Raw genomic sequence first — 25,258 nt, forward strand, 5'->3', positions numbered from 1 at the left:
CCTTCGTTTCAGACGAGCCGCCGCATGACACCGGCCACCCCGGCCGGAGTCGCGTCCGGAGCTACCGCGCGGTGCATGAGCAACCCGTCGATCGCGGCGCCGAGCACCACGGCTGTGCCGTCGGGGTCCACCACGCCGAGCTGCCGCAGCCGGTCGCCGATCACGCCCCGAAGGCCGGCCAGGACCGCCGCGATGCCCGCGCGCAACGTGGTGTCCCGGGTCGCGGCCAGGTAGCCCTCGACGAACAACAGCGACATGGGGTCGGTGCCGGTGTACTGCTCCACCGCAGCCACCATCGCGTCGACCACCGCTTCCGCCGTGCTCGCCGTGGCGAGCACGGGGCCGAGCTCGGCCGATACGGCTCGCATCGCCCCCAGCACCGCTTCGACCAGTACGGCTTGCACCGACGGGAAGTGGTAATGCACCACGCTCGGCGTGACATCGGCCCGCTCGGCCAGCGCCCGGGTACTCACCGCAGTCCACCCACGTTCCGGGATCAACTCGGCGGCGGCGGCGACCAGCCGCCGCCGGACGGCCTCACCCCGGGCGGCGGACGGAGACGGCATCACGACCTCCTCCAGGGCGATCGCCCTGAACACTCGCCCAACCCGCACCGAACCAGACTAGCACAACTATTCGTCTATGCAACAATTTGTCTGCTGATAGGATCCGGAGAATGCCGACGCGAGTACTGCTCGTCGAAGACGACGTGATGATCAGCGAGGCCCTCAGCCTCGCCCTGGAGGACGAGGACTTCGCCGTGACGACCGCGGCGACCGGCGAAGACGGCCTGGAGCTGCTGGAGTCCACCGCGGTCGACGTCGTCCTGCTCGACCTCATGCTGCCCGGCATCGACGGTCTCACCGTCTGCCGCGCCGTGCGCGAGCGCGGCGACCTCCCGATCATCGTCATCACGGCCCGCACCGACACCCAGGACGTCATCGCGGGCCTCGAGGCGGGTGCCGACGACTACGTCACCAAGCCGCTGGTGGCGGGCGAACTCGCGGCGCGGATCCGCGCCCTCCTCCGCCGGGCGGCTCCGGAACGGCCCGCCCACTTCACCCTCGGCGGCCTCGAGATCCGGCCGGACGAGGAAGCCGTCCACCGCGACGGCGTCCCCGTGCACCTGACGCGCACCGAGTTCCGCCTGCTGGCCGAGCTCGCGGCGGCCGACGGCAAGGTCGTCACCCGCGAGCAGTTGCTCCAGCGCGTGTGGGGGCACGACTACTTCGGCGACACGCGGCTGCTCGATGTCCACATCAGACGGTTGCGCCGCAAGGTCGAACCCGACCCCGACACACCGAGCCTGGTGCTGACCGTCCGCGGCAGCGGCTACCGCATCGCCCCCGAGCCGTGATCCGGCGGCTTTCGCTGCGCTGGCGGGTCGCGGCGGCCTTCGGCATCGGCCTCGCGCTGGTGATGACCATCCTCGCGGTGGCCACCTGGAACCTCACCACCGGCTACATGCTCGACCAGCGCGAGCAGAGCGTCACCCGCCAGTCCGAGGTCAACGTCCACCTCGTCACCACCGCCCTGGCCGAACACGCCGACGACCTCGACGAGCTGCTGACCGGCCTGGCGACCGGCCCGGACTCGTCGATCCTGCTGTCCCGTCCGGCCGGCTGGCTCACCAGCGGCCGGCAGCTCGATCCCGGCGTGGTCCCGCGCGGCCTGCTCGACGAGGCCCACCGCGGGATCACGGCGCGACAGCGGTTCGCCGCCGACGGGATCCCGGTGCTGGGAGTGGCGACACCGGTCGGCCCGGACAGCGTCTACGTCGAGCTGTACCCGCTGCTGGAGCTGGACCGCACCTTCCGCTACCTGAGCACCCTGCTCATCGCCGGCACCGTCGCGGCCGCACTCTTCGGGGTCGGGCTCGGCGCCTGGGCCGCCCGCCGCGCACTGCGCCCGTTGACCGCCCTGACGACCGCCGCGTCCCGCGTCGCACGCGGCGACCTCGCGACCCGGCTCCCCGACCAATCCGACCCCGACCTGGCCCCGCTCGCCGCGAGCTTCAACACCACCGCCGGGCAGCTGGAACAGCGCGTGCGCCGGGACGCGCGGTTCGCCTCCGACGTCAGCCACGAACTGCGCTCCCCCCTCACCACCATGGTGAACGTGAGCGAGGTGCTGGAACGCCGGCAGGACGCCATGCCGCCGACGGCGCAACGCGCACTGCGGCTGCTGAGAGCGGAACTGCGGCGGTTCCAGCGGATGGTCGTCGACCTGCTGGAGATCTCACGAGCCGACCAGGACGAGGCCGACAGCACCGTCGAGCTGGTCGACCTCGGCGAGCTGGTCCGCAACGTCGTCGAGAGCAGACCCGCTTCCGCGGTGCGCATCGAGACGGACTCCGCCACGCCGCTCGTTTCCGTGGACCGCCGCCGGATCGACCGGGTCGTCGCCAACCTGCTCGACAACGCCGACCACTACGGCGGCGGCGCGGTCGCCATCACCGTCCACCGCCACGAGGGCCGCGCCCGGATCATCGTCGACGACGCCGGCAGCGGCGTCCCGCCCGCCCTGCGCGAGCGCATCTTCGAGCGGTTCGCCCGCGGCCTGCACGCCGCCCGCCGCGATCAGGACACCGGCAGCGGCCTCGGGCTGGCCATCGTCGCCGACCACGTCCACCGCCACGACGGCCGCGTCTGGGTCGAAGACCGCCCCGGTGGCGGCGCCCGGTTCGTCGTCGAACTCCCGGAGGCCGCGTCATGAAGATCGCTCTCGCGCTGCTGGCGGCGCTGTGCCTCGCCGGCTGCGGCGTGACGACCGAGGACGAGCCGGAGCCGATCACCACCCCGGTGCCGACCGCGACCCCGACGGTGACCAGCAGGCCCGCTCCACCGACGCCTTGCCCGCCCGAATCGTCAGCCAGTCGTCAGGTGCAGCCCGCGCCGTCGCCCACACAATGAGGGCATGACCGTCGAAACCCACCAGGCCGACGACATCACCGACGAGGTCCGCACCTGGCTGACCGGCGAGTTCGCGTCGCTGCTGCCCGCGGCCGACATCGCCGAGATCGTCCGGTCGGCCCGCACCGACCTCGAAGGCCAGATCGTGCCCGAGGCCATGGGCGAGATGCTGCACCGGCTGGCCCGGTTCCGCGTCCTGCGCACGCTCGAACACGCATGACGTCGTATCGCCAGCACTGCCCCGTGGCGACCGCGGCCGAAGTGCTCGGCCAGTCGTGGACCCTGCTCGTCGTCCGGGAACTGCTGCACGGCAGCAGCCGCACCAGCGAGATCGCCCGCGGCGTGCCGGGCATGTCGTCCGCGCTGCTGGCGCGGCGGCTCAAGCAGCTCGCCGAAGCCGGTGTGGTGACGCGACTGGCGTCCACCGGCGAAGGACGGTTCGCGCTCACCCCGGCCGGGCGCGACCTCGCCCCGGTGATCGAGCACCTGGGCCACTGGGGCCGTCGCTGGATGCCGCCACCCCGCAGCGGCGACCTGAAGCCGAACCTGCTGCTGCTCGACATCTGCCGGAGCATCGACCCCGCCCGGCTGCCCCGGGAGAAGGTCTCCCTGCACCTGCGGTTCGCCGAAACCCCGCCACCCCGCTGGTGGTGGCTGGTCCTGTCCCCCGAGGGTGCGTCGTCCACCGACACCGATCCCCGGCTGCCCATGGTGGCCCGGATCGACTGCACCGTCTCCGCGCTCGCCGGGGTCTGGCTCGGCCACCGGACCTGGCGGGAAGCACTGTCCGAGCAAGTGATCCGGTTCGACGGAACCCGCGAAGCGGTCCGGAACACGATCGCCTGGCTCGGCCGGAACCGATTCACCGAGCCGGCCCTGAAAGTTTCCGCATCAAACAAAACGACGACACAACAGTTTGACTGAACCAGCTTGCTCCGGGAGCCGTGTGCTCCAGGGAAGACACCGAACTCCCCTGGAGGCCGACGATGAAGTCCCGGAAGCCGTGGATCGCGCTGTGCGGCACGCTCACCCTCGCCGTCACCGCGTGCGCTCCACCCAACACCCAGGTCGTGACGGCTCCTCAGCTCCCGGTGGCGACCAGTCAGGCGGTGGCACCGGCGCCGCCGACGCTGACCGAAGGCAACCTCACCGAGACGCCGTTCGGGCCGATCAGCCCCGCCGGGAGGAAGCTGCTCACCATCGTGGAACAGACCAGCCTCCGCGAGATCACCACGTCGACGTGGGCCCTGCAGCGCTCGGCCAACCCGGCCGTCCAGGAAGCCGCCCAGACCGTCATCACCCAGCACAAGGACCTCGAAAACCGCGACGCCGGCATCAGCACCCGGATGGGCCTGACCGTTCCGACCCGGCCCGCCCCCGACATGCAGGCCGGGATCGACCGCATGCGCGGCGAATTCGGGGACGCGTTCGAGCGGGACTACGTCAACACCCTGCGCAACGCCCACGCCGAGGCCTTGATCCTGGTGTCCACGGTGCGCGCCGACACGCGCAACACCCTGGTCCGGCCGTTCGCGGACCTCGCGGGCGACTACATCAAGACCCACATCAACCTGCTCGAGAAGACCGGCGACGTCGACTACGCCCAGCTCCCGGTGCCCGACCTGTGAAGCAGCGGGGTCAGCGGCGGTACGGCGCTCCCGGCGCCGGCTGCCGCACTCCGGGCCGAGGCCGGGACACCGGCCTCGGCATGGGCGGTCGCGGCCGGTGCACCAATACGGGCCTCACCTGCGTCCGCGGTCGCGGGGCCGGCTGCACTGGGCCGGGCCGGTTGGCCCACGAATCGAACACGACGACCAAACCGGCGAAGACCACGACGACCAGACCTGCGGGAACACTCACCAGCGCCACCACGATCCCGGCGACGAACAGCATCGGCAGCACAGCGAACAGGCAGTACGGGTCGACCTTGCCGAACATCGGCCGCGCCAATCCCTCACGCGGACTCATGCGCACCCCACGATAAAAGGTTGCCTCCACTCATTGTTGTAGTATGCAATACTTTACCCATTGTCGCCAGTGTCCTTGATCACCCGGACAAATCAGATCAATCGGGCGGAAGGCGAAGGTTTGGCGCGGCTGATCAGCAGGTCCATGCCCACGTCGGGCACACTGGTAGCTATGCCTCGCAGCTCCCCTGCCCTCGACGCGACGGACGTCGACGCTGTCACCGACGCCGTGCTGACCGCTTCGCGCCTGCTGGTGGCCGTGTCGGCCCGGTCGATCGCCGCCGCCGGCGACGCGATCACCCTGCCGCAGTTCCGCCTCCTGGTGGTCCTGCAGACCCGGGGCCCGCTCAAGCACGCCGACCTCGCGGAATACCTGCAGGTCACGCCGTCCACCGCGAGCCGGATGGTCGACCGCCTCGTCACGGTCGGCATGGTCGACCGGCAGCACAGCACCGTCTCCCGCCGGGAAATCGTGCTGGCTTTGACCCGCGAGGGCACGAAGGTGGTCCGCCAGGTGACCGCGCGGCGACGCAAGGAGATCGCGAAGATCGTCGCCCGGATGCCGGACGAAGCTCGCCACGGCCTGGTCGACAGCCTCACCGCCTTCGCCGAGGCCGGCGGGGAGCCGCCCGCGTCGGCCGTCGCTCCCGAAGCCGTCTGGACCTGACCGCCGCTACCGCAATCGCGGTGCGTTCCGGCCGACCGCGTAGCCGGAGAGCAACTCCGTGAGCGGCGGCCCATCGCCGGGCAGCGGTGGAGCCGAGCGACCCCCCTTCTGGCGCCCGGCGAGCACGTCCGCGACGAAATTCCCCACCTCGGCCGGGGCCGCGATCACCCGCGTCCCGAGCCGGGCGACCACCGCCGACGGCTGGTGAGGCGTGTTCTCCAGGCAGACCTTCCAGCCACGTTCGGCGGACCAGATCAGCATGACGCCGCGCTCGGGTGGTCGGCACAGCGGTCTTGCAGCGCGAGGTACGCCGCCGGGCGGTTCCCGAGCTCCCAGGCCGTGGCCTGCGAGGGCACGTCCACCGCCGCGGCGACCGCGCGCACGTAGCCGGCCAGCCCGAACGCCTCGTGCGCGGCCTCGTTGTCCAGCATCAGCGCGTCCCCGCCGTGGCGAGCGCGGACAGCACCGCCTGGTGCGTGAGCCAGCCGGTCAGCTGGTGGTCGCCGTCGAGCACCGGCAGACCGGTACCGGGTGCGTTCGTCAGAGCCGTCAAGGCGTCGGCGAGCGAGGTCTCGCACGTGACCAGGGGAGGCAGTTCCGCCAGCTTCCCGACGGTGCCGTCGAAGTCGTCCCCGAGCGCCTCGGCCACCGCCTGCGCCGTGACGCAGCCTTGATAACGGCCTTCTTCGTCGACCACCGGCAAGATGCCGTGCCCGGACACGGCCAGGGCGTGCGCGGCCCGCTCCAGCAGGGTACCGGCGGGCAGGGGTTCGGGAAGCGGCTCGGCGACAGCCTCGACCGTCGTGGCGGCCAGCCGGCGCTCCTGCGGGTGCCGGTCGAGGTCGACGCCCCGGCGGCGCAGCTTGAGCGTGTAGATGGTGTCCCGGGAAAGCGCCCGGCTCGTGGCCGTGGCGATCACGATCGCGGTGAGCATCGGCAGGATGATCGTGTACTGCCCGGTCAGCTCGAACAGCACGATCACCGCCGTGATCGGTGCCCGCGCGGCTCCCGCGAACGCGGCCCCCATCCCGATCAGCCCGTAGACGCCCGGCGACGCGGTCAGCGACGGCAACCAGGCGTGCATCAGGATCCCGAAGGCTGTCCCGCCCATCGCGCCGATGAACAGCGACGGCGCGAACACCCCGCCCGAGCCGCCGATGCCGATCGTCAGGCTCGTCGCGACGATCTTGCCGACCAGCAACAGCAGCAGGAATCCGATCAGGTACTTGCCTTCGACGGCGTTCTGCAGCACGGGGTACCCGACGCCGTACATCTGCGGCAGGGCCAGCAGCAGCCCGCCGAGGAACACGCCACCGACAGCCGGACGCAGCCACTCCGGCCCGCGCCACACCCAGTCGCAGAAGTCCTCGATCCAGTACAGGACCCGGGTGAACAGCACCCCGCACGCACCCACGACAACGCCGAGCACGACGAAGAGCAGATATTCCACCGGGTTGCGCAAGGTGAAGGGCGGCAGGTCGAGGAACGGGGTGTTCCCGAACGCCGCCCGCCCGACCACGCTCGCGGTCACGCTGGCCAGCACCACCGCGCCGAACGACTCCGCGGCGAAGTCGCGCAGGATCAGCTCCATCGCGAAGAACGGACCGGCCAGCGGCGCGTTGAACGTCGCCGCGATCCCACCCGCCGCGCCGCACGCGACGAGCACCCGCAGCCGGGACTCGGGCAGCCGGGTGAGGCGGCCCAGGGTGGAGCCGAGCGCGGACCCGATCTGCACGATCGGGCCCTCGCGCCCGACCGAACCGCCGGAGCCGATGGTCAGCGCCGACGCCAGCGCCTTCACCGCGCTCACCTGCGCGGGAATCCGGCCGCCGCGCTCGGCGACCGCGTACATCACCTCAGGCACGCCGTGGCCGCGCGCCTCCGGCGCGAACTTGTACACCAACGGCCCGTAGATCAGCCCCGCCACCACCGGCGCGAACAGCAGGAACCACGGCCCCAGCTCCGGAAGCCACGGATGGGCAGCCCGCCCCGCGTCGGCGTAGTCGGCCTGCCCGGAGAACAGGTGGGTGAACGTCGTGATCAGCCAGCGGAACACGATGGCGCCGAGCCCGGCGCCGGCCCCGATGAGCACGGCCAAGCCGACCAGACCGCTCCGGCTTTCCCGCAGCCACCTCCCGATCGGCTGCCGGACCGGGACCGGGACGCGCCTGACCGACATGCTGTTAGCTGTAGACACTATTGCAGTATGCAACACTTTGTTCGATCACGCGGCACGATCCCCCACCCGCACCCTCGCCCTCGCCCGCTGACGGTAGGTCAGCACCGCACTGAGCCCGCTCATGGGCCCGCTCATGGGCCCGCTCGAGTGCCGGTGATCAGCAGCAGTGCTCGCCACACCAGGCCGCGCGGCCTTCCTTCACCGCGACCGCGGCGATCACCAGGGCGACAATCGGGTCCGCCCACGGCCAGCCGAGCAACGACACCGCGGCCAGCACGGTCCCGACCGTCGAGTGCTCCGCGGACTCCGCGCCGAACAACGCGGACCGACTCAACCGAGACGTAGGCAGCGAGCGCGAAGAACGACAGCGCGATCACCTTCGACGTCGCTGGGACCGCGCTGAGATCGCCGAAGCCGTCCGCCTGCTGGACCGGGTCCTGTGCTTCGGCGCGCCCGGGCCGTACGTGTTGCAGGCGACGTTCGCGGTCCTGCACGCCCAGGCGCCGAGGGCCGACGACACGAACTGGGCCGGGATCGCCGCGGTGTACGAGCAGCTACTCGGGTTGACGCCGTCTCCGGTGGCCGCCCTCAACCACGCCGTGGCGGTCGCCATGGCCCACCACCCCGGCCGAGGGGCCGGCCTTGATCGACCGGATCGAGGGCTACCACCTGTTGCATGCCGCTCGCGCCGATCTCCTGCGTCGCCTCGGCCGCGCGGACGAGGCGGTCGCGGCGTACCGGCGTGCCCACGACCTCGCCACCAACGCTACCTCGCGAGCCGTATCCACACGCTCGAAAAAAGTGAGTGATGAGCTGTCGAGAAGCCGTGCAGCTGTTCGTCCTCTGGTGAGTCGACCGACGACTCGCCGAAAGGACACCACCCATGAGCAGCACGTCACCAGCCACGACCTCGGTTCAGGCCGACATCGTCGTCGATGTTCCCGTCGAGCAGGCCTTCCGCGTGTTCACCGAACGGTTCGACGAGGTCAAGCCGCGCGAGCACAACCTGCTCCCGTTCCCGATCGAGCGGACCGTGCTCGAACCCGAGGCCGGCGGCACCGTGTACGACGTCGGCTCCGACGACAGCCGGTGCACCTGGGCGCGGGTTCTCGCCTACGAGCCCTCGGACCGGCTGGTGATCAGCTGGGACATCAGCCCGCGCTGGCAGCTGGAGTCCGACCCCGGCCACACCAGCGAGGTGGAGATCCGGTTCACCGCCGAAGGCGCCGACCGCACCCGGGTCGTCCTCGAACACCGGCACCTCGACCGGCACGGCGAAGGCTGGGAGAGCTTCACCGGCCTCGGCTCCGACTCGGGCTGGCCGCTCTACCTCGAGCGGTTCCGCGCCGCGACGCAACGGGATGCCGCAGAGGCCTGAAGCGGATACCGTCCACACCGGATCCGATCCTGGCGACAGCGGAGAGGCCACCTGAGCACAAGCACGCCGGAGTCACACCGCGATCGAGCGGAAGCATTGCGTACGGCGGTGGGCGGCGACACCGGAGTCACCGATGCGGCGCTGCGGACCGCGGTGGCGGCTCGGGCAGCGGGCGGGCCGCCGGTTGCCGAACCGTACGACGAGCTGGCCCGGCAGATCGGTGAAGCCTCCTACCGGGTGACCGATGCCGAGGTCGACGCCGTCCGGCAGGTGGCAGGAGCCGACAAAGCGGCGTTCGAGATCATCATGTCGGCCTGCATCGGGGCGGGCCTGGCTCACTGGGACACCGCGGTCCGGGTCATCGAGGAGGCGACCGATGCGCCTGCCTGAGGTCGAACGCGGTGACGGTCTCCGCAGCAGAATGCTGATCCGGGTCATCTCCCTGGCGCTGGGCGCGCGTCTCCCGGACGCGGCCCGGGTTGCCTTCTACCACAAGGGCTTCGTCGGTACAGCCCTCGGCGCGTGGACGCAAGACGCGATGCGCGGACCAAGCGAGTGGTCCGTGGCGGAGCGGGAGCTGATGGCCGCGATGGTCGCCCAGTGGAACTCATGTCCCTTTTGCGTCGGGGCGCACCGGGCCATCGCCGTGCACGGGATGGACAAGGCGGTGGCGGAAGCGGCCCTCGCCGACTACCACACCGCACCTGTCTCGGAGCCTCTGCGCGCCACGCTCGCCGTTCTGGAAACCATGACCGTGCGCCCTGATGAACTGCAGGGCGAGCAAGTCCGAGCGGCGCTCGCCGCGGGTGTTACCCGGCGACAACTCGAGGATGCGGCCGCAGTTGCGGCCGTGTTCGACATCGTCACCCGGTATGCCAACGCGCTGGGCTTTGCCATTCCGACCGACGCCGAGTTCGACAAGGCCGCGGGCATGATGCTCAAGCGCGGCTACGCCTGACCTGCTTCTGGCCGGAGTATCGCCGTCGCCGCGGCGCCCGGCGGCCGTGCGGGACGTCGGATTGGCGTAGCCAGCGTTCGGTGCCGAGCCCCTATCCTGGCCGAAGAGTTCCGCTACGTCCTGCCTGGACCAGCGAGAACAGCGCACCGCAGTCCTGGCCGTCTGGAACATCCGCGACAACTACCATCGACCCCACACCGCCGCCGGAAACCAGGCACCAGCGTCCCAGCTCCTCACCGGCGTCACCAACGTCATGGCCTCATACAGCCAGGCGCCAGAAGCACGCCGACAGCATCTTCGTGTCGAATGGAGCCTGTAATCCGGTGGCGCTGGTGGGCACAGAAATCTCGCGGCACCACGGTCCTGATCAGGGCCGGCACACCGACCACCAGCGCCAACCAGCACGTCGATGCCGTCAACGAGGCCGCCTCGCACGTGGCTGAAGTACAGCACGCAGGGCGCGAAGCCGAGCCACAGCGCCGCCACGAAGGCCAGCGAACTGGGCAAGCTCGGCGTCAGCGCGCCTTCGGCGCCCGGTCCGATCCAGAAGTGCTGTTCGACACCACGGGTGACGATGTTCCCTCCGGCGTTCCTCGTCGCTCAACGTTGCATAAGACAACGGTTTACGCTTCTGACGAAGATCTGGCGCGGCGGCGAGGCACCGCTCTGTACCCCGCCGCCGCGTCACGACGCCGCTTCCGCCCAGGCCGGAGCCTTTCGGCACCCCGGGGTCCGCGCCCCCAAACCCATGACGCGTTCCCTCGCTCACGACGGCCGCTCCGGACCCGCCGGCGCCGGACTCCACTGTCCCGTGGAATTCTCCCGCCGGACCTGACGATTTCCTTGCGATCCCCGGCATGACGACGTTGACACTCGCGCCGATGGCCGTCATGTCGGCGCCGCGGGCCACCAAAGCGCCTCCGAATGCACCGGGTCCGAAGAGTCCTGGGTGCGCGGCGGCACCAACGGACTCATCGCTGCCACGGACAGGACGCGACCAGCGCGTTACCGCCCGCGGCGTCCGCGACAGAGCCGCCGAAGCCGAAGGAGACGACTGAAACTCAACTGCCTGGCTCGCGCAAGGCGGCCACGACCTCCGTGCCGGTGAGCCGTCGCGGGCCCACGTAGTACAGCGTCGCCCCGGCCGGAAGCTCACCGTCCCAGCCGGGGTTGACCACCAGGCCGTCGGCCGCGCAGGCGGCCAGGATCGTGGCACCGAACGCCCGGCCCAGAGCCACGCGGCACCGCTCGGTCCGCAGGGTCCCGAGCGACTGCGGTAGCGCCACGGAGTAGGTGCTCGCACCTCCCGCGGTCATCAGCTCCGCATAGACGTCGGCGATTCCGGGCGAGGTCAGCTCCTCGGTGACCATTCGCGGGGTGTGCCACTGCACGCACTTGATCTTCGGGTCGACGTAACGGACCAGTTCGGCACGCTCCATGTCCCGCAACGCCACCACGACGTGCGCCGAGGGGTTCGCGTGGTCGACCGTCACCGCGACGGCCAGTGCCTCGTTGTCGTCGGCCATGTCCACCAGCACCGTCGCCGCGCGGTGCACCGCCGCGCGGGCCAGCACGTCGGCGGCCGTCGGTTCGCCCCGGACGAACTCCACCGGCTCCCCGGGCATCGGGTGCACCGGGACCCCCTCACCCGTGCACAGGACCAGCCCGGTCACGCCGTCGGCCAGCAGCTGAGCCACGATCCGCTCGGTCCGGCCCGCCGTGTAGCCGATCAGCACCGTGTGCCCGGTGGTGCGCACCGGTTCGGTCCCCTGCATCCGCCGTCCTTTCGCCTGCTCGAGCGCCGTGGCGAGCCGGGTGAACACCGTCGTGAGGGTCGCGATCCCGCCGATGATGACGTAGCCGCCCACGAAGTGTCCCGCGACGCTCTGCGGCGAGTAGTCGCCATAGCCGACCGTGGCGGCCGTCACGACGAAGTACCACCAGTAGTTGCCCGGACGCACCAAGTCGCTGCCGGCGGGTTCGGCGAGTGCCATCAGCGGCCAGCTCGTCGCGAACACGAACACGACGACCGCCACCGGTAACAGCCGGCCTCGCCTCAGCACCCAGCGCGCCAGCAGCCGCGACAGGAAGAACGTCATCCATCCCCTTCGCCGGCCCGGTCCTCGATCTCGCCAGCCGAACACATCGCCGGACCGGACACAACGGACTTTACCCGACTGTGACCGCTTCACGCTGAGGTCGACCAAATATTGGCGTGTGCAATGATGCCGCTGGTCAACGTTGACCAGTGTTCCGGTCCCCCAAGGAAAGTCGGGAGTCCATTGCCGACAGTCAGAGCCGAGAAACTGTACAAAGTGTTCGGCAGGCGCGCCCAGGAAGCCGTCCGCCGCCTCGAGAACGGCACGCCGCGCGACGAGCTGGACCTGCCCGGCGTCACCGCCGCGGTCGCTGATGCCTCCTTCGAGGTGCGCGACGGCGAGATCTTCGTCGTGATGGGCCTGTCGGGCTCGGGGAAGTCGACACTGCTGCGCATGCTCAACGGCCTGCTGCCGGCCACCGCGGGACGCGTGCTCGTGGACGGCCAGGACCTCACCGCGCTGTCCAAGAGCGAAGTCCGGCAGCTGCGCAGCCGGCGGATGAGCATGGTGTTCCAGCACTTCGCACTGTTCCCGCACCGATCCGTGCTGGACAACACCGCCTACGGGCTGCGCGTCCAGGGAGTTCCCCGCGACGAACGCACCCAGCGCGCGGAAGAAGCGCTGCGGCTGGTCGGACTGGACGGCTGGGGCGACCGGCTACCGGCGCAGCTCTCCGGCGGCATGCGCCAACGCGTCGGCCTCGCCCGCGCGCTCGCCGCCGACACCGACATCCTGCTGATGGACGAAGCATTCAGCGCGCTGGACCCGTTGATCCGCAAGGAGATGCAGGACCAGCTGCTGCAGCTGCAGGCCAGGCTCGGCAAGACCATCGTGTTCATCACCCACGACCTCAACGAAGCCATGCGCCTCGGCGACCGGATCGCCATGATGCGTGACGGCCGGATCGTCCAGCTCGGTACGGCCGACGAGATCCTCACCTCGCCCGCCGACGACCACATCGCCCGGTTCGTGCAGGACGTCGACCGGTCCCGCGTGCTCACCGCCGGTTCGGTGATGGCCCCGCCCGGGAAGACCCTGCCGACGTCGTCGGGTCCGCGCGGCTCGATCCACACCATGCGCAAGCTCGACGTCACCGAGATGTTCGCCGTCGATCCCGACGGCGGGCTCGTCGGCATCGTCACCATGGCCGCCGCCGTCGCCGCCGCAGCCCGTGGCGCGAACACCGTCACGAGCGCGGTCAGCAACGGCTTCGCCGAAGTCACCGCCGGCACCAGGGTTTCCGAACTGTTCGGTCTCGCCACCGGGGGCCGGCCGATCGCCGTTGTCGACGACCGCCGCCGCCTCCTCGGCGTAGTGACCCCGGCGGCGATCCTCGGCGCCCTGGCCCGCCACACGGAGGTGAGCACCGATGCGTGAGGCAGCCTGGCAGGTTCCGCGGATCCCCGTGGGCGACTGGTTCCAAGCCGTGGTCGACTGGCTGCAGAACAACATCGGCCCGTTCTTCGACGCGGTCGACACCCTCATCAAGGGCGTGGTCGAAGGCCTTTCCGATGCCCTGCAAGCACCACCGGCACCGGTGCCGATCGTCCTGTTCGCCGCGCTCGGCTGGTGGCATCGTGGCTGGCGCTTCGGCGTCGGCTCCTTCGCCGGCTTCGCCCTCATCGACGGACTGGACCGGTTCCCGTCCGCGATGCAGACGCTCGCCCAGGTGCTCGTCGCCGGTGTGGTCGCGGTCGTGATCGCCGTGCCGATCGGAATCCTGGCCGCGCGCAACGCGACGGTCAGCCGGATCGTGCGGCCGGTGCTGGACTTCATGCAGACGCTGCCGGCATTCGTCTACCTGATCCCGGTGATCTTCTTCTTCTCGATCGGCCCGGTGCCCGGCGTCGTCGCCACCGTGGTGTTCGCGCTGCCACCCGGCGTGCGGCTGACCGAACTGGGCATCCGGCAGGTCGACCCGGAAATGGTCGAAGCCGGTGAGGCGTTCGGCTCGCCGCCGCGGAAGATCCTCACCGAGATCCAGCTTCCCCTGGCGCTGCCGACGATCCTGGCCGGGGTCAACCAGATCATCATGCTGTCGCTGTCGATGGTCGTGATCTCCGGCATGGTCGGCGCGCCCGGCCTCGGCGCCGAGGTCTACGCCGCGGTCACCAGCCTGAAACTCGGCTCCGGCTTCGAAGCCGGCCTCGGCGTCGTCGTCCTGGCCATCTACCTCGACCGGCTCAGCAGCGCCCAGCCCGAACGGAAAGACCGCTAGAGAAAGGAAGAAGCGTGCGGAACACCCCGAAGACCCGCCGGATCGCCGCCCTCGGCGTCGCCGTGCTGTCGGCGCTGGCGCTCACCGCCTGTGGCGGCCGCGAAACGCAGTCCGGCAACGACCAAGGCTCGAAGTCGGTCACCATCGGCTACATCAACTGGGACGAGGACGTCGCGCTGACAAACCTCTACCAGGCCGTGCTGGAGAGCAGGGGCTACCAGGTCAAGACGCAGCTGCTGGACGTCGGCCCGATCTACGCCGGCCTGGCCAAGGGCGACGTCGACCTGTTCCTCGACGCGTGGCTGCCCGCCACGCACGAGCAGTACTGGAAGCAGTACTCGAACCAGCTCGAAGACCTCGGTACCTGGTATGACAACGCGACGCTGAACCTGGCCGTGCCCGACTACGTCCAGGGCGTCGACAGCATCGCCGACCTCAAGGCCCACGCCGCCGACTTCGGCGGCAAGATCACCGGCATCGAGGCCAGCGCGGGCGAAACCGGGATCGTGCAGAAGAACGCGATCCCGAAGTACGGCCTCGACGGAACGATCACCCTGCAGAACTCCTCGACGACGGCGATGCTCGCCGCGCTCGACTCGTCCATCAAGGACAAGAAGCCGATCGTCGTGACGCTGTGGCACCCGCACTGGGCCTACTCGCGCTACCAGCTCAAGGACCTGAAGGACCCACAGGGCGCGATGGGCACGGGCGAGCAGCTGCACGCCATCGGCCGCAAGAGCTTCGGCACCGACTTCCCGGCCCTGGCGAAGGTCGCCAAGAGCGTCAAACTGACCGACGAGCAGCTCGGCTCGCTGGAAGACCTGATCCAGCAGGCGCCCAAGGGCCAGGAGAAGGCCGCGGCGCAGCAGTGGATCGACCGGAACAAGGCGTTCGTCGACCAGGCCTTCACCGGCCTCTGAGGTTCGTGCGGCCGCCGCCACGCGCCGGTGGCGGCCGCACGTCTCACCGGCGGGTCCGCTGGTGGAAGGTGAGCTTCCAGCCGCCCGGCCGGCGCGCGTAGACACTGCTCACCTGCGCCGAATACGGCAGCGCCGAGCGCGTCGCCGCGATGCTGTAGCGCACCACTCCGGTGCCTTCGCTGAGCTGGACGCAGCGCAGCCCGTGCAACCGGAACTCCTCCCAGGCAGCCACGCACAACGCGTCGAGCGCCTCGTCGCGGGTCCGGATCGGCGGCAGGTCCGAAAGCAGCACCACGATCTGCTCGTCGAAAACGTCCTCGTAGAACTTCCGGGCAGCCGCGGGCGTCGCCATGAGCGCCTGCCAGCCCTGCTGCTCCAGGTCGATCAGCTCGTCGTGCGCCACCGGCCGTCCTCCACCACGGTCCGGCGGTCGCCGGTGCCACTGCCAGCGTTCCGCATCCGGAAGCGGTTGCACCTGACGATTACCTTGCGATTCCGCCCGCTCAGCCGTTCTCGCCGGGCCGGTGGCGTTGCTGCCGCACCAGGACGACGACCAGGCTCGCCACGGCGGCGCCGAGACCGGTCAGGTCGACCGGGTTCAGGCCGGCGTACCCGTCGAGCCAGATGGCCGTCCAGCCGAGGACAGCGGTCAAGCGCCAGTACCGGTGACGGGCCGGGACGAAGGCGAACGCGATCATCGCCAGTGCCGCGGCGAACACGATGGTCACCCGTGCGGCTCGTCCTGCGCGGGAACCGCCGCGGCCCGGTGGTGATGGGCCTCGGCCCTCCGGAGCGCCGCGTATGACCGGTTCATCGCCGCGTGCCACTCCGGTGACGTAGCCGGCCGGCTTGTGGCCGAGTGCCGCGCTTCGACGGCGTCCGCCAGCTCCAGGAAAGCCATCGCGTGCTCGGCCGCGACCTTCGCCAGCCCCCGTTCGACGCGGGCTTCGAATTCACCGCCCGGCTCGGCGGCTGTCACCAGCCTGGCCGCCCGGGCCCGGTGGACGGCCGCGGTGCGCCACATCAGCTCGGCGACGTCCTGCAGCCGCGACACCTCGCCATCAGTGCGTTCCACGCCGTAGCCCCTCGCTGCTCCGCTTCAGGTGGCGCAGCTGCGAGCGGGTGTGCTCGCGGTCGCGGGCGACGCCGCCGAGCAGCCGGGAGAAGGCCAGCTCCATGAGCCGCGCGCGGAGCCCGGCCCGGAACTCGGCCCAGACGTGCGCGCGGACCACCGTGCTGTCGTACCCGTACCGCTCGACGCTCCACGTGACGCTCTCGGCCACGTCCACCGGCAACCCCAGCCAGTGATAGCGCGCGAACGAACTGCGGTTCAGGACCGGCGCCGGCCGCAGACAGGACGACTCGGCCCGCTCGCCCGGTGGCGGAGAGGTGCCGAGCCACTCCCCTTCGATGCTGCGCAACGTCTCGCGAACCGCCGGAACCGGGGCCGCGATGACGATGCCCTCCACGTAGTCGAACACGGTCACGCCCCCGCTCCGACGACGCTCACCGGGCACGGCGCGTAGTGGAGGACGGTCCGGCTCACCGAACTGCACAACACGCGCCGGACGGGATTGCGGCGGCGGTCACCGACCACGAGCAACGCGGCGTGCCTCGCGCGGTCCAGCAGCGCCCGTTCGGGGAAGTCCCGGACGATCTCGTGCTCGAAGGGGACTTCCGGGTAGGCGGACAACCAGCCGGCCAGTTCGGCCACCATCGGCTCCGACGGGCCGGTGTGCTTGCGGAACCGGCCGGTCATCGCGTGGACGAGGTGCACCTTGACCGCGTGCCGCTGGGCGAAGTCCAACGCGAACGCCAGCGCGGCGGAGTTGTCGGCTGCCGGGTCGAGACCGACGACCACGGGGTACCGCGCGGTCCCTTCCACAGGATCCTCACCTCGGACGACGACGAGTGGTCGTCCGGACGCTTTCGCGAGTCCGGCGGTGGTGGACCCGAAAACCGCCCGGCCGAGCGGGCCCGTGCCCGGCGGGCCCACCACCACCATCACCGCTGACGAGGAGCGCGCTGCTTCGGCGATCGGCCTCCGCAGCGGCCCAGAACACAGCTCGAAGCGATTCCTGGGTGCCGTCGTAGCCGGAGACGATGACCGCCGGCTCCGTCGTGGTCACCGCTCTCCCCGATCGCGCAACGCCCGGGCCAGCACGAGGATGCCGACGCCCCAGAGCGCCAGCACGACGACTCCGGCCGCGACGTCGCCGGCGGTGGTGGACGGGGCCGGGATTCCGTGGTTGTAACCGAGGGCCATCGGCGCCACCACCAGCCACGCCCCGGCGAGCGGGAGCACCGGACGCCACCGGTGCGCGGTCGACGGCGCCACGAGCTGCGCGGCCCCGCACAGCAGCACGACCGAGCCGACGAGCACGTCGTTCCAGTAGCCGTTGAAGCCGCCGCCGCTGAGCTCCTGGTCCAGCTGGAACGGCGAAAGCGCCAGCCACAAGCCGGTCAGGAAGGTCAGGGCGTTCACCACGGCCAGCGCCAAGCTGGGCCCGGAGACGCTGTGGTTCGTGGTGGGGAGGGTCCGGGTCCTCATGGGTCCTCGGCTCCTTTCGTCGCGAGTGCGGCTCCAGCCTCTCGCGGACCGGCGCCACCGCACCTGACGATCAGCTTGCGATCCGCCTCAGCCGCGTTCGAGCACGGCTTTCAGGAACGTCCGCGTGCGCTCTTGGGTAGGCGCGGTGAACAGCTCCTCCGGCGGGGCGTCCTCGACGATCCGGCCGCGGTCGAACATCAGGACCCGGTCGGAGACGTGCCGGGCGAACTCCATCTCGTGCGTGACGCAGAGGATCGTGATGTCGGTGCTCGCGGCGATCTCCTTCAGCACGGCCAGCACCTCGGCGACCAGCTCGGGGTCCAGCGCCGAGGTGACCTCGTCGAGCAGCAGCACCTGCGGGCGCATCGCCAGCGCCCGGGCGATCGCCACCCGCTGCTGCTGACCACCGGACAGCCGAGCCGGGTGGGCGTCCATCTTGTCGGCCAGCCCGACCAGCTGCAGCAGCTGAGCCGCTCGGGCGTCAGCCTCCTCTCTGGACAGACCCAGCACCCGCAGCGGTGCCTCGACGATGTTCTGCCGGACGTTCATGTTCGGGAACAGGTTGAAGTGCTGGAAGACCATGCCGATGCGCTTGCGCGCCGACCGGAGGTGGCGCTCGTCGGCCGGCACGAGGCCGCCGTCCTTCATGCGGTGGCTGAGGCACTGGCCGCCGACGTGGATGGCGCCGCCGTCGACCCGTTCGAGGGTCATCAGCAGCCGCAGGATCGTGGTCTTCCCCGACCCGCTCGGCCCGATCAGCGACACGAACTCGCCGCGCCCCACGCGGAAGCTCAGCTCGTCGAGCACGACGTGGTCGCCGAACCGTTTGACGACCTGGTCGAACCGGATCATCTCAGAGCTGTCCGACACGGCGCTCCACCTTCCGCACGAGGATCGACGCGGGCAGGCTCACCAGGAGGAACAACAGCCCTGCGAGGGTATAGGGCTCGATCACGCGGAAGGTCTCGGCGCCGACCTCCTTGGCCCGGTTGAGCACGTCGAGCACGCCGATGGCGAGCAACAGCGGAACCTCCTTGAACATCGAGATCGTGTAGTTCCCCAGCGCGGGCAGGACCCGCGGAATGGCCTGCGGCAGCACGACGCCGGTCCACACCCGCCGCCGAGGCAGGTTCAGCGCCACCGCCGCTTCCCACTGGCCGGCCGGGACGGCTTCGATCCCGGCGCGGTAGACGTCGGCGGTGTAGCAGGCGTAGTGCACGCCGAGTGCGATCACGCCGGTCACGAACCCGGACAGCCTGAGTCCGATGGCGGGCTCGATCAGGTAGTAGAGCACGAAGACCTGGATGAGCAGCGGTGTGCTCCGGATGAATTCGACAGCTCCGGCCACGACCGGGCTCACCACCGGCACGCGGGCCCGGCGCAGCAACGCGAGCACGATGCCCAGCGCGTAGGCGAGCACCGAACCCAGCAGTGTCAGTTCGACGGTGGTGAGCAAACCGTCGAGCAGCAGCGGGACCGACGCGGCCGCGCTGTCCCAATCCCAGTCCATCTCACACCCCCGCGGTCTGGCGGCCGAGCCGCCGCGCTCCGGCGCGTTCGAGCACCCGCATGCCGTACTTGATCACCAGCGCGAGCAGCAGATACAGCACGAGTTCGGTGCCGTAGATCCACACGATGTCCTGCCCGAACACAGGCCGGAGCAGCTCACCGTGTTCGGCGATGTCACCGGCCGAGATGAACGACAGCAGCGCGGTGCTCTTCAGCAGCTGGATGAACAGGTTCGTGAACGGCGGCAGCATCTCCACGACGGCCTGCGGCAGCAGCACCCGCCACATCCGCTGGGCGGGCGACAGGTTCAGCGCGACGGCGCCCTCGTACTGGGCCCGGGGGACGGAGTTCACGGCGCCGCGGACGATCTCCGCGCCGTAGGCACCGTGGTTCAGGCCCAGCACGAGGATGCCGGCGAACAGCGGGACGAGCTTGAAGCCCACCAGGGCGGGCAGCACGAAGTAGAGCCAGAACAGCTGGACCACTTCGGACGTGCCCCGGAAGACCTCGACGTAGACCCGGCTGATCGCCCGGACCACCCGCGAACGGGAGACCAAGGCCAGCCCCGCGGCGAACGCCAGCACGATCGTCAGGACGATCCCGCCGGCCGCCGCGGACACCGTCGTCGTCAGGCCCTGCAGGATCGACGACAGAATCGTGCCGAAGGAGTCAGGCAAGGCGATCTCGCATCACGCGGTACACAGCTTCTCGGTTGTCACGTCGGGCTTCGGCAGGTTGCTCTCGGCGAAGCCGAACGGCGACGCGATCTTCACCCACTCGCCACTGGCGTGCAGCTTCTTCAGCTCGGCGTCGAACGCGGTGCGGAGGGTGTCGTCCTCCTTGCGGAAGACGAAGCCCCCCGCTGATATCACCGGCTTCCCGTCGGCCATCGGCACGAACCCCGGTGTCACCTCGACCGCGGCGGAGGGGTTCTGCTTGACCAGCCACTTCAGCGAGATGTCGGTGAGCGCGGCGGCGTAGACCCGGCCGTCGGCTACCGCGCGCAGCATGTTGTCCTGCGTGTCGAGCGTCTGGATCTGCTCCTCGGCGACTCCGGCGCCGGTGAGGTAGCCCTTCTCGACCGCGGCCGAGAGCACCGCCACCTTGACCTTCTTCGCGGCGACGTCCTCGAGCTTCAGCACGCCCTGCGGGTTTCCCTTGGGCACGAGCAGAGCCGTGAGCGCCGAGTAGTCCGGTGCCGAGAAATCCGCGGCCTGGCAACGCTTGCCGGTGATGTTCATCCCCGCGGCCACGACGTCGAACTGCTTGGCGGTCAGGGCCGGGATGAGCTGGTCGAACGGGACCACGCTGGCCTGCACGCCGTCGATGCCCAGCGCCTTGAACACCGCACGGGCCACCTCCGGCGCTTCACCGGTCGTCTTCCCCGAACTGTCGGCGAACCCGTACGGCGCCTCGTTCGCGATGCCGATCCTGATCGTCTTGGTGTCCTTGGCCGCCTGCAACGCGTCCTTGCCACCGTCGGCACCGCCGGTGCTCTCGCACGCCGACATCAGCACGCCACCGCCCAGCACGACCGCCGTGGTGAGCACCGTTCGCCGCAGCACGTCGCGGCGAGTCCATCCCTCGTGCGTCATTCGCACCCCTTCACGATCCGAGTGGCCACGAACCTAGGCGCGAGTTTCTTTTACCACAAAGAAAACGGCGAATGCTGTTACTCGAACGTGACGACTGACCGCAAGGTAACCTTCCAGTGTTGCCGAAATCCGAAGTACCCCACCTGACGATCACCTTACGATTCGCAGCACGGATCGTAAGAGGACCAATTCACGCCTACTGCCCCTCTTCGCCACATCAGTCGGTGTACTGGGGCTCGTCGGCTGCGGCCGCGGCGAGCCCGCCGCGGCCGCGCCGAGCACATCCGCGCCGTCGGCGACCGCATCACCGACGTACACCGTCACCGCGAGCACGGCGGAATCGACTTCGCCGCCACCGTCGACCTCGGCCGTTCCAAGCGGAAACGTGCTGTGCGGCGCGAGCGATGTCGGTTTGGCCCTCGGCACAGGTGACGCTGCGGCGGGATCGGTCTACCGTCCCCTGCTGATCACCAACACGAAGGTGGAACCGTGCACCGTGCAAGGCTTCCCTGGAGTGTCCTATGTGGCCGGTGACGACGGTCATCAGGTGGGTGAAGCTGCTTACCGCAGCGGAACGAAGGGAGATCCGGTCCGCCTGAAGCCAGGACAGACCGCAGCGGCGGTCATCCAATTCGTGAACGTGCACAACTACCCGGACGGCATCTGCCGGCCGACACCGGTACGCGGCCTGCGCATCTACCTGCCGCAGGAAACCGACTCGAACTTCGTGCCCATGCCGGGAACGGGCTGCGCGAACGACGATCTCCCCGGCAACCAGCTCTCCGTCAAGACCGTGCACCCGGCCTGACCGCCGTACTTCGAAAGGATTCGCTGAGTCACCATGATCAAGGCGTTCGTCCGCGAGTTCCCGACCGTGCACCTGCTGATCGGCGTAGCCGGCAACCTGATCTTCTTCGTCGGCAGCGTCTTGTTCGTCTGGCACAGCACCGAGTCGCTCGCGATCTGGCTGTTCATCGTCGGCTCGTTCGGGATGCTGCTCGGCGCCGTCGGCCAGGCGCTGTACCTGCACGAGCGGCACCGGCTCTCAACGGAGTAAGCTCGCGGATGGAGTGCCGGGAAGCCTGGTCGGCGTCGTAATCGAACGCGGAGGCTTCCCATGACGATCGACGCGATCGGCTTGACCAAGAACTACCGCGACGTCGTCGCGGTAGACGGGCTCGACCTGCACGTGGCACCCGGCGAAATCCACGCCCTGCTCGGTCTCAACGGCGCGGGCAAGACGACCACCATCCGGATGCTGCTCGGCATGGTCCGCCCCACCAGCGGCCGGGTGTCAGTGCTGGGTACGGCAGTCCGGCCCGGTGCGTACTCCGTCTGGTCCCGGGTCGGCCACCTCGTCGAAACTCCGTCCGCCTATCCCGACCTCACCGTCGAAGAGAACGTCCGGCTGGCCGCGCGCCTGCACGCCCTGCGCGACGGGACGGCCGTCGCCGAGGTCATCTCACGGCTGGGCCTCGACCACCACCGCCGGCATCGCGCACGGACGCTGTCGCTCGGCAACAAGCAGCGTCTCGGCCTCGCCAAAGCCCTCGTCCACCGGCCCGAGCTGCTGATCCTCGACGAACCGGCGAATGGCCTCGACCCGGCCGGTGTCGTCGAGATCCGGCAGCTACTGCACGACCTCGCGCACCGCGACGGCGTCACCGTGTTGCTGTCCAGCCACATCCTGACCGAAGTCGCCCGCCTGGCGACCCGCATCGGCGTACTCGACCGCGGCCGGCTCGTCTGGACCGGTGCCGCCGCCGACCTGATCGCGCGGGCCCGCCCACGGCTGCACGTCGTCGTCCGCGAGCGCGCCCGGGCCGCCGCGGTGCTCCACGCGGCCGGGCACCCCAACGAGGACGACGGCCAAGGGCTCTCGCTCAGGGGAGACCGGGCGACCCGGCACCCGGACGAGGTCGCCACGCTGCTCGTCGACGCGGGCTGCCCGCCCACCCGGCTCGCCGTCGACCAGGACGACCTGGAAACCTGCTTCCTCCGTCTGGTCGGCGCAGCGTGAACGCCGCCGTCTGGGCCGAGCTGCTCAAAGCCCGCCGGTCCCGGCTGCCCTGGACGACCGGCCTCGCGTTCACGATCGCGGCCGGCTTCGGCGGCCTGGTCATGTTCATCCTCCAGGACGTCGATCGCGCCCGATCCCTCGGCCTGCTCGGCACCAAAGCCGCGCTCACCGGCGGCACCGCGGACTGGCCCGGCTACTTCGCCCTGCTGTCCCAGACCGTCGCGGTCGGCGGCACGCTGCTGTTCGGGCTCGTCGTGGTGTGGGTGTTCGGTCGCGAGTTCAGCCAGAACACGGCCAAGGACCTGCTGGCCCTGCCCACCCCGCGCGCCGCGATCGTCGGCGCCAAGTTCGGGGTCATGACGGCCTGGTGCTTCCTGCTCTCGCTCTACACCTACGGGCTCGGGCTGGCGATCGGCGCAGCGATCGGCCTGCCCGGCTGGTCGCTGCCGGTTGCGGCCGGCGGTCTCGTGAAGCTGGTGCTCACCACGGTGATGACGATCGCCCTGGTGACGCCGTTCGCGCTGGCCGCCAGCGCCGGGCGCGGCTACCTGGCCGGAGTGGCTGCCATGTTCGCGGCGACTTTCCTGGCCCAGGTCGTGGCCCTGCTGGGCTACGGCCGGTTCTTCCCTTGGTCGGTCCCGGCCCTCTTCGCCGGGACGGCCGGCCCGGACAGCGAGCTGCCCGGGCCCCTCGGGTACGGCCTGGTCGTGCTGATCGGGGTACTCGGCGCCACGGGCACGGCGGCGTGGTGGAACCGCGCGGACCACGACCGATGACCGGAAGGTCCACCGCGGCACGCGACACCACCGGCCGGCGGCGGCTTGCGCGCGGCTCGACGTCAACTAAGGTGAGCAAGCGCTCGTTCAGTGCGCTGGCCGAACCTTCGAAGCGAGGCACGACATGGCGGTGGATCCCCGCGGCAAAGACCTCAAGCGCTACCTCGCCGAAGACCCCGGCGGCCCGGTCGTAATGCTGAACCTCCCGCGGTTCCGCGAAGGCGGCCGGGACAGCTACGCCCAGTACGCCGCCGCGCTCGAGACAACCTTCTTGCCCCGCTACGGCGCCGAGGTCCTCTACGCGGGCGACGGCTCCACCTCGCTCGTCGCCGAACAAGGCCAGGACTGGGACGCCGTGCTGCTCGTGCGCTACCCGAGCCGCGAAGCGTTCAGCCGGATGGTCGCCGACCCGGAGTACCAGCAGGTCACTCACCTGCGCACCGAAGCGCTGACCGAAGCCGTCCTCCAAGCGACGACGCCCTGGTCCGGCTCGAAATTCTGACCAACCACGTCTTCGACCCGCACCCCGGCGCCGTACAGGGCTGCCGTTGTGAAACGGGTCGCCGACCGGAGCGGGGCATGGCCATGGGCGAGCAAGGCGCGGCGCGCTCCACGATCACGCGAAACTCGATAGCCAGCACCGTCGTGCTCAGTATCGGCGGCGAGATCGACGTGTCGACCCGCCGCGCCGCGGACGCCAGACTCCGTCCAGCAATCGACCCTCGACCTCGGCCCGCGCTGGTCGTGGTCGATCCGACCGCGGTCGACTTCTTTTCGGCTGCCGGTGCGCATTTGCCGGCGGGCTTCGGCCGGTCTTGCTGCGAGTTGGCGTTCACGTCGAACTCCCGCCGGTGGCCGGAAGCTCGCCTCAACCACCAGGTTCCGAAGCAAAGCCCCTGGTCAGGCCCGTTCCCATCCTTCGGCGATCCTGCTGAGGGCTCGAACCCGCGCATGTTGTTCACCGCGCGCTCCCCCGCGGCCGACGCTCCATCACCAGTCTCACGTCGACCCGGATCAGCAGGCCGTCGGGCAGGACGATTGGTGTGACTGCCGCCGGAATCTCACCGGGGGCACGATCCAGAACCCCACGAGCGCGCCCCTCGGGCGTCCCTTGCGGGTTCATCCGGTCGCCGATCCTCTCTGCTGCGCCCGTCACCTTGATGACCTCGTCAGCGGGCAGGGTGATCGTCACTGTCGCGTGCTCGCCCTCGTCGTGGACCTGGATGCTGAGCTGAACCACCTCGAAGAGGTCCTCAGACCCGCACAGCCGGCCGGCTTGGTCTCGCATCGACGCCTTACGGATCACCGCGCTCGAGCCGGAAATTGCCCGGCGGAGGAACCCGGATCCATTGGCATGGCACGTACTCGGCGCGATTCGGCATGCGCTGGTTCCTGAAGCGATACCTTCGCCGCTTCACGCAGGACATGGCGACCGGGCTGGCCGATCACGCTGCCGGCGACCGGCCCCGCCGACCGAGCTGAGAGGCGGCAACGTGCGAAAGGCGCTCG

General features: G+C 70.1%; 35 protein-coding genes and 3 pseudogenes. 19 read left to right on the forward strand and 19 right to left on the reverse strand.

Going from position 1 to position 25,258, the window contains the following annotated elements; all coding sequences use genetic code 11:
- Window positions 1-8: 8 nt before the first annotated feature.
- Window positions 9-566 (reverse strand): TetR/AcrR family transcriptional regulator, encoded by a 558-nt coding sequence (locus tag ACZ4TR_RS14450; RefSeq protein ID WP_465287482.1) that lies wholly within the window; start codon window positions 564-566, stop codon window positions 9-11.
- Window positions 567-676: 110 nt separating this feature from the next.
- On the opposite strand from ACZ4TR_RS14450, the gene ACZ4TR_RS14455 reads away from it, so the two are divergent.
- The 6 genes from ACZ4TR_RS14455 to ACZ4TR_RS14480 all read left to right on the forward strand — a co-directional run bounded on the left by ACZ4TR_RS14455 (window position 677) and on the right by ACZ4TR_RS14480 (window position 4,540).
- A complete protein-coding gene (locus ACZ4TR_RS14455; protein WP_465287483.1) occupies window positions 677-1,357 on the forward strand; it encodes a response regulator in 681 nt (226 codons plus the stop codon).
- Window positions 1,354-2,715 (forward strand): HAMP domain-containing sensor histidine kinase, encoded by a 1,362-nt coding sequence (locus tag ACZ4TR_RS14460; protein WP_465287484.1) that lies wholly within the window; start codon window positions 1,354-1,356, stop codon window positions 2,713-2,715. Before ACZ4TR_RS14455 ends, ACZ4TR_RS14460 begins: the two co-directional genes overlap by 4 nt.
- A complete protein-coding gene (locus ACZ4TR_RS14465; protein ID WP_465287485.1) occupies window positions 2,712-2,912 on the forward strand; it encodes a hypothetical protein in 201 nt (66 codons plus the stop codon). Before ACZ4TR_RS14460 ends, ACZ4TR_RS14465 begins: the two co-directional genes overlap by 4 nt.
- A gap of 4 nt (window positions 2,913-2,916) precedes the next feature.
- Window positions 2,917-3,132 carry a hypothetical protein gene (locus tag ACZ4TR_RS14470; RefSeq protein WP_364621229.1) on the forward strand — a complete coding sequence of 72 codons (216 nt, stop codon included), beginning with the start codon at window positions 2,917-2,919 and terminating at the stop codon, window positions 3,130-3,132.
- Entirely contained in the window at window positions 3,129-3,836 is a 708-nt protein-coding gene (locus ACZ4TR_RS14475; RefSeq protein ID WP_465287486.1) for a winged helix-turn-helix transcriptional regulator, read from the forward strand. The genes ACZ4TR_RS14470 and ACZ4TR_RS14475 overlap by 4 nt, the downstream gene beginning before the upstream one ends.
- A 62-nt stretch (window positions 3,837-3,898) precedes the next feature.
- Window positions 3,899-4,540: a DUF4142 domain-containing protein gene (locus ACZ4TR_RS14480; RefSeq protein ID WP_465287487.1), complete on the forward strand. Its 642-nt coding sequence runs from the start codon at window positions 3,899-3,901 to the stop codon at window positions 4,538-4,540.
- A 10-nt stretch (window positions 4,541-4,550) separates the two neighbouring features.
- On the opposite strand, the gene ACZ4TR_RS14485 is transcribed toward ACZ4TR_RS14480, so the two are convergent.
- A complete protein-coding gene (locus ACZ4TR_RS14485) occupies window positions 4,551-4,880 on the reverse strand; it encodes a hypothetical protein (RefSeq protein ID WP_465287488.1) in 330 nt (109 codons plus the stop codon).
- A gap of 171 nt (window positions 4,881-5,051) precedes the next feature.
- Here ACZ4TR_RS14485 and ACZ4TR_RS14490 point away from each other — a divergent pair, with 171 nt between their 5' ends.
- Window positions 5,052-5,546, forward strand: a complete 495-nt coding sequence (locus ACZ4TR_RS14490; protein WP_285483690.1) for a MarR family winged helix-turn-helix transcriptional regulator — start codon at window positions 5,052-5,054, stop codon at window positions 5,544-5,546.
- 6 nt (window positions 5,547-5,552) lie between these two features.
- Here ACZ4TR_RS14490 and ACZ4TR_RS14495 read toward each other — a convergent pair whose 3' ends face one another.
- From ACZ4TR_RS14495 to ACZ4TR_RS14510, 4 genes and pseudogenes are all read right to left on the reverse strand, one after another.
- Window positions 5,553-5,807: a DUF6292 family protein gene (locus tag ACZ4TR_RS14495; RefSeq protein ID WP_465287489.1), complete on the reverse strand. Its 255-nt coding sequence runs from the start codon at window positions 5,805-5,807 to the stop codon at window positions 5,553-5,555.
- The gene (locus tag ACZ4TR_RS14500; protein ID WP_465287490.1) at window positions 5,801-5,977 is read right to left on the reverse strand and encodes a DUF6292 family protein; all 177 of its coding nucleotides are present in this window, start codon (window positions 5,975-5,977) and stop codon (window positions 5,801-5,803) included. Before ACZ4TR_RS14500 ends, ACZ4TR_RS14495 begins: the two co-directional genes overlap by 7 nt.
- A complete protein-coding gene (locus tag ACZ4TR_RS14505; protein ID WP_465287491.1) occupies window positions 5,977-7,725 on the reverse strand; it encodes a chloride channel protein in 1,749 nt (582 codons plus the stop codon). The genes ACZ4TR_RS14500 and ACZ4TR_RS14505 overlap by 1 nt, the downstream gene beginning before the upstream one ends.
- A 157-nt stretch (window positions 7,726-7,882) precedes the next feature.
- Window positions 7,883-8,105, reverse strand: a pseudogene (locus tag ACZ4TR_RS14510) (cobalt transporter); the annotation flags it as partial.
- Between the two features lie 503 nt (window positions 8,106-8,608).
- On the opposite strand from ACZ4TR_RS14510, the gene ACZ4TR_RS14515 reads away from it, so the two are divergent.
- The 4 genes and pseudogenes from ACZ4TR_RS14515 to ACZ4TR_RS14530 all read left to right on the forward strand — a co-directional run.
- Window positions 8,609-9,103 (forward strand): SRPBCC family protein, encoded by a 495-nt coding sequence (locus ACZ4TR_RS14515; protein ID WP_465287492.1) that lies wholly within the window; start codon window positions 8,609-8,611, stop codon window positions 9,101-9,103.
- A 108-nt stretch (window positions 9,104-9,211) separates the two neighbouring features.
- Entirely contained in the window at window positions 9,212-9,493 is a 282-nt protein-coding gene (locus ACZ4TR_RS14520; RefSeq protein WP_465287493.1) for a hypothetical protein, read from the forward strand.
- Complete coding sequence (locus ACZ4TR_RS14525; protein ID WP_465287494.1) at window positions 9,480-10,061, forward strand: carboxymuconolactone decarboxylase family protein; 582 nt, start codon at window positions 9,480-9,482, stop codon at window positions 10,059-10,061. The genes ACZ4TR_RS14520 and ACZ4TR_RS14525 overlap by 14 nt, the downstream gene beginning before the upstream one ends.
- Before the next feature lie 93 nt (window positions 10,062-10,154).
- Window positions 10,155-10,380, forward strand: a pseudogene (locus ACZ4TR_RS14530) (hypothetical protein); the annotation flags it as partial.
- A gap of 742 nt (window positions 10,381-11,122) precedes the next feature.
- Here the strand turns inward: ACZ4TR_RS14530 and ACZ4TR_RS14535 are convergent.
- Window positions 11,123-12,160, reverse strand: a complete 1,038-nt coding sequence (locus ACZ4TR_RS14535; RefSeq protein WP_465287495.1) for an ion channel — start codon at window positions 12,158-12,160, stop codon at window positions 11,123-11,125.
- Window positions 12,161-12,376: 216 nt separating this feature from the next.
- Between ACZ4TR_RS14535 and ACZ4TR_RS14540 the strand changes: the two genes are divergently transcribed.
- From ACZ4TR_RS14540 to ACZ4TR_RS14550, 3 genes are read left to right on the forward strand one after another with little or no spacing between them, the layout of a single operon-like run.
- Complete coding sequence (locus tag ACZ4TR_RS14540; RefSeq protein ID WP_465287496.1) at window positions 12,377-13,537, forward strand: quaternary amine ABC transporter ATP-binding protein; 1,161 nt, start codon at window positions 12,377-12,379, stop codon at window positions 13,535-13,537.
- Window positions 13,530-14,378: an ABC transporter permease gene (locus ACZ4TR_RS14545; protein WP_465287497.1), complete on the forward strand. Its 849-nt coding sequence runs from the start codon at window positions 13,530-13,532 to the stop codon at window positions 14,376-14,378. The genes ACZ4TR_RS14540 and ACZ4TR_RS14545 overlap by 8 nt, the downstream gene beginning before the upstream one ends.
- 14 nt (window positions 14,379-14,392) lie before the next feature.
- Complete coding sequence (locus tag ACZ4TR_RS14550; RefSeq protein ID WP_465287498.1) at window positions 14,393-15,298, forward strand: glycine betaine ABC transporter substrate-binding protein; 906 nt, start codon at window positions 14,393-14,395, stop codon at window positions 15,296-15,298.
- A gap of 43 nt (window positions 15,299-15,341) precedes the next feature.
- Here the strand turns inward: ACZ4TR_RS14550 and ACZ4TR_RS14555 are convergent, their stop codons facing one another.
- The 11 genes and pseudogenes from ACZ4TR_RS14555 to ehuB all read right to left on the reverse strand — a co-directional run bounded on the left by ACZ4TR_RS14555 (window position 15,342) and on the right by ehuB (window position 20,953).
- Window positions 15,342-15,701 (reverse strand): DUF4440 domain-containing protein, encoded by a 360-nt coding sequence (locus ACZ4TR_RS14555; RefSeq protein WP_465287499.1) that lies wholly within the window; start codon window positions 15,699-15,701, stop codon window positions 15,342-15,344.
- Window positions 15,702-15,801: 100 nt separating this feature from the next.
- Window positions 15,802-16,026 carry a hypothetical protein gene (locus ACZ4TR_RS14560; RefSeq protein WP_465287501.1) on the reverse strand — a complete coding sequence of 75 codons (225 nt, stop codon included), beginning with the start codon at window positions 16,024-16,026 and terminating at the stop codon, window positions 15,802-15,804.
- Window positions 16,023-16,373, reverse strand: a complete 351-nt coding sequence (locus tag ACZ4TR_RS14565) for a hypothetical protein (RefSeq protein ID WP_465287502.1) — start codon at window positions 16,371-16,373, stop codon at window positions 16,023-16,025. The genes ACZ4TR_RS14560 and ACZ4TR_RS14565 overlap by 4 nt, the downstream gene beginning before the upstream one ends.
- Complete coding sequence (locus ACZ4TR_RS14570) at window positions 16,360-16,785, reverse strand: hypothetical protein (protein WP_465287503.1); 426 nt, start codon at window positions 16,783-16,785, stop codon at window positions 16,360-16,362. Before ACZ4TR_RS14570 ends, ACZ4TR_RS14565 begins: the two co-directional genes overlap by 14 nt.
- The gene (locus ACZ4TR_RS14575; RefSeq protein WP_465287504.1) at window positions 16,782-17,183 is read right to left on the reverse strand and encodes a universal stress protein; all 402 of its coding nucleotides are present in this window, start codon (window positions 17,181-17,183) and stop codon (window positions 16,782-16,784) included. Before ACZ4TR_RS14575 ends, ACZ4TR_RS14570 begins: the two co-directional genes overlap by 4 nt.
- Before the next feature lie 24 nt (window positions 17,184-17,207).
- Window positions 17,208-17,369 (reverse strand): annotated as a pseudogene (locus ACZ4TR_RS14580) (universal stress protein); the annotation flags it as partial.
- 54 nt (window positions 17,370-17,423) lie between these two features.
- Window positions 17,424-17,849, reverse strand: a complete 426-nt coding sequence (locus ACZ4TR_RS14585; RefSeq protein WP_465287505.1) for an SPW repeat domain-containing protein — start codon at window positions 17,847-17,849, stop codon at window positions 17,424-17,426.
- Window positions 17,850-17,936: 87 nt separating this feature from the next.
- Complete coding sequence (gene ehuA / locus ACZ4TR_RS14590) at window positions 17,937-18,701, reverse strand: ectoine/hydroxyectoine ABC transporter ATP-binding protein EhuA (RefSeq protein ID WP_465288108.1); 765 nt, start codon at window positions 18,699-18,701, stop codon at window positions 17,937-17,939.
- Between the two features lies 1 nt (window position 18,702).
- On the reverse strand, window positions 18,703-19,359 hold the full coding sequence (gene ehuD, locus ACZ4TR_RS14595; protein WP_465287506.1) for an ectoine/hydroxyectoine ABC transporter permease subunit EhuD: 657 nt from the start codon (window positions 19,357-19,359) through the stop codon (window positions 18,703-18,705).
- 1 nt (window position 19,360) lies between these two features.
- Window positions 19,361-20,035 (reverse strand): ectoine/hydroxyectoine ABC transporter permease subunit EhuC, encoded by a 675-nt coding sequence (gene ehuC / locus ACZ4TR_RS14600; protein WP_465287507.1) that lies wholly within the window; start codon window positions 20,033-20,035, stop codon window positions 19,361-19,363.
- Between the two features lie 12 nt (window positions 20,036-20,047).
- A complete protein-coding gene (gene ehuB, locus ACZ4TR_RS14605) occupies window positions 20,048-20,953 on the reverse strand; it encodes an ectoine/hydroxyectoine ABC transporter substrate-binding protein EhuB (protein ID WP_465287508.1) in 906 nt (301 codons plus the stop codon).
- A gap of 385 nt (window positions 20,954-21,338) precedes the next feature.
- On the opposite strand from ehuB, the gene ACZ4TR_RS14610 reads away from it, so the two are divergent.
- From ACZ4TR_RS14610 to ACZ4TR_RS14630, 5 genes are all read left to right on the forward strand, one after another.
- A complete protein-coding gene (locus ACZ4TR_RS14610) occupies window positions 21,339-21,761 on the forward strand; it encodes a DUF4232 domain-containing protein (RefSeq protein ID WP_465287509.1) in 423 nt (140 codons plus the stop codon).
- Between the two features lie 33 nt (window positions 21,762-21,794).
- Window positions 21,795-22,010, forward strand: a complete 216-nt coding sequence (locus ACZ4TR_RS14615) for a YrhK family protein (RefSeq protein WP_465287510.1) — start codon at window positions 21,795-21,797, stop codon at window positions 22,008-22,010.
- A 60-nt stretch (window positions 22,011-22,070) separates the two neighbouring features.
- Window positions 22,071-22,973, forward strand: a complete 903-nt coding sequence (locus tag ACZ4TR_RS14620; RefSeq protein WP_465287511.1) for an ABC transporter ATP-binding protein — start codon at window positions 22,071-22,073, stop codon at window positions 22,971-22,973.
- Window positions 22,970-23,749, forward strand: a complete 780-nt coding sequence (locus tag ACZ4TR_RS14625) for an ABC transporter permease (RefSeq protein ID WP_465287512.1) — start codon at window positions 22,970-22,972, stop codon at window positions 23,747-23,749. Before ACZ4TR_RS14620 ends, ACZ4TR_RS14625 begins: the two co-directional genes overlap by 4 nt.
- A gap of 124 nt (window positions 23,750-23,873) precedes the next feature.
- On the forward strand, window positions 23,874-24,251 hold the full coding sequence (locus tag ACZ4TR_RS14630) for a DUF1330 domain-containing protein (protein ID WP_465287513.1): 378 nt from the start codon (window positions 23,874-23,876) through the stop codon (window positions 24,249-24,251).
- A 456-nt stretch (window positions 24,252-24,707) separates the two neighbouring features.
- Here the strand turns inward: ACZ4TR_RS14630 and ACZ4TR_RS14635 are convergent, their stop codons facing one another.
- Window positions 24,708-24,989, reverse strand: a complete 282-nt coding sequence (locus tag ACZ4TR_RS14635; RefSeq protein WP_465287514.1) for a hypothetical protein — start codon at window positions 24,987-24,989, stop codon at window positions 24,708-24,710.
- Window positions 24,990-25,258 lie beyond the last annotated feature (269 nt).

The organism is Amycolatopsis sp. NPDC028719, from assembly GCF_055565395.1.

Bases quoted from the DNA above. Each gene is read 5' to 3' on its own strand.
- ACZ4TR_RS14450 (WP_465287482.1), bottom strand. From the start codon at position 566: ATGCCGTCTCCGTCCGCCGCCCGGGGTGAGGCCGTCCGGCGGCGGCTG.
- ACZ4TR_RS14490 (WP_285483690.1), top strand. From the start codon at position 5,052: ATGCCTCGCAGCTCCCCTGCCCTCGACGCGACGGACGTCGACGCTGTC.
- ACZ4TR_RS14585 (WP_465287505.1), bottom strand. From the start codon at position 17,849: ATGAGGACCCGGACCCTCCCCACCACGAACCACAGCGTCTCCGGGCCC.
- ehuB (WP_465287508.1), bottom strand. From the start codon at position 20,953: ATGACGCACGAGGGATGGACTCGCCGCGACGTGCTGCGGCGAACGGTG.
- ACZ4TR_RS14515 (WP_465287492.1), top strand. From the start codon at position 8,609: ATGAGCAGCACGTCACCAGCCACGACCTCGGTTCAGGCCGACATCGTC.
- ACZ4TR_RS14475 (WP_465287486.1), top strand. From the start codon at position 3,129: ATGACGTCGTATCGCCAGCACTGCCCCGTGGCGACCGCGGCCGAAGTG.
- ACZ4TR_RS14525 (WP_465287494.1), top strand. From the start codon at position 9,480: ATGCGCCTGCCTGAGGTCGAACGCGGTGACGGTCTCCGCAGCAGAATG.
- ehuA (WP_465288108.1), bottom strand. From the start codon at position 18,701: ATGATCCGGTTCGACCAGGTCGTCAAACGGTTCGGCGACCACGTCGTG.
- ACZ4TR_RS14500 (WP_465287490.1), bottom strand. From the start codon at position 5,977: ATGCTGGACAACGAGGCCGCGCACGAGGCGTTCGGGCTGGCCGGCTAC.
- ACZ4TR_RS14505 (WP_465287491.1), bottom strand. From the start codon at position 7,725: ATGTCGGTCAGGCGCGTCCCGGTCCCGGTCCGGCAGCCGATCGGGAGG.
- ACZ4TR_RS14615 (WP_465287510.1), top strand. From the start codon at position 21,795: ATGATCAAGGCGTTCGTCCGCGAGTTCCCGACCGTGCACCTGCTGATC.
- ACZ4TR_RS14465 (WP_465287485.1), top strand. From the start codon at position 2,712: ATGAAGATCGCTCTCGCGCTGCTGGCGGCGCTGTGCCTCGCCGGCTGC.
- ACZ4TR_RS14630 (WP_465287513.1), top strand. From the start codon at position 23,874: ATGGCGGTGGATCCCCGCGGCAAAGACCTCAAGCGCTACCTCGCCGAA.
- ACZ4TR_RS14545 (WP_465287497.1), top strand. From the start codon at position 13,530: ATGCGTGAGGCAGCCTGGCAGGTTCCGCGGATCCCCGTGGGCGACTGG.
- ACZ4TR_RS14620 (WP_465287511.1), top strand. From the start codon at position 22,071: ATGACGATCGACGCGATCGGCTTGACCAAGAACTACCGCGACGTCGTC.
- ACZ4TR_RS14470 (WP_364621229.1), top strand. From the start codon at position 2,917: ATGACCGTCGAAACCCACCAGGCCGACGACATCACCGACGAGGTCCGC.
- ACZ4TR_RS14455 (WP_465287483.1), top strand. From the start codon at position 677: ATGCCGACGCGAGTACTGCTCGTCGAAGACGACGTGATGATCAGCGAG.
- ACZ4TR_RS14535 (WP_465287495.1), bottom strand. From the start codon at position 12,160: ATGACGTTCTTCCTGTCGCGGCTGCTGGCGCGCTGGGTGCTGAGGCGA.
- ACZ4TR_RS14495 (WP_465287489.1), bottom strand. From the start codon at position 5,807: ATGCTGATCTGGTCCGCCGAACGTGGCTGGAAGGTCTGCCTGGAGAAC.
- ehuD (WP_465287506.1), bottom strand. From the start codon at position 19,359: ATGGACTGGGATTGGGACAGCGCGGCCGCGTCGGTCCCGCTGCTGCTC.
- ACZ4TR_RS14480 (WP_465287487.1), top strand. From the start codon at position 3,899: ATGAAGTCCCGGAAGCCGTGGATCGCGCTGTGCGGCACGCTCACCCTC.
- ACZ4TR_RS14485 (WP_465287488.1), bottom strand. From the start codon at position 4,880: ATGAGTCCGCGTGAGGGATTGGCGCGGCCGATGTTCGGCAAGGTCGAC.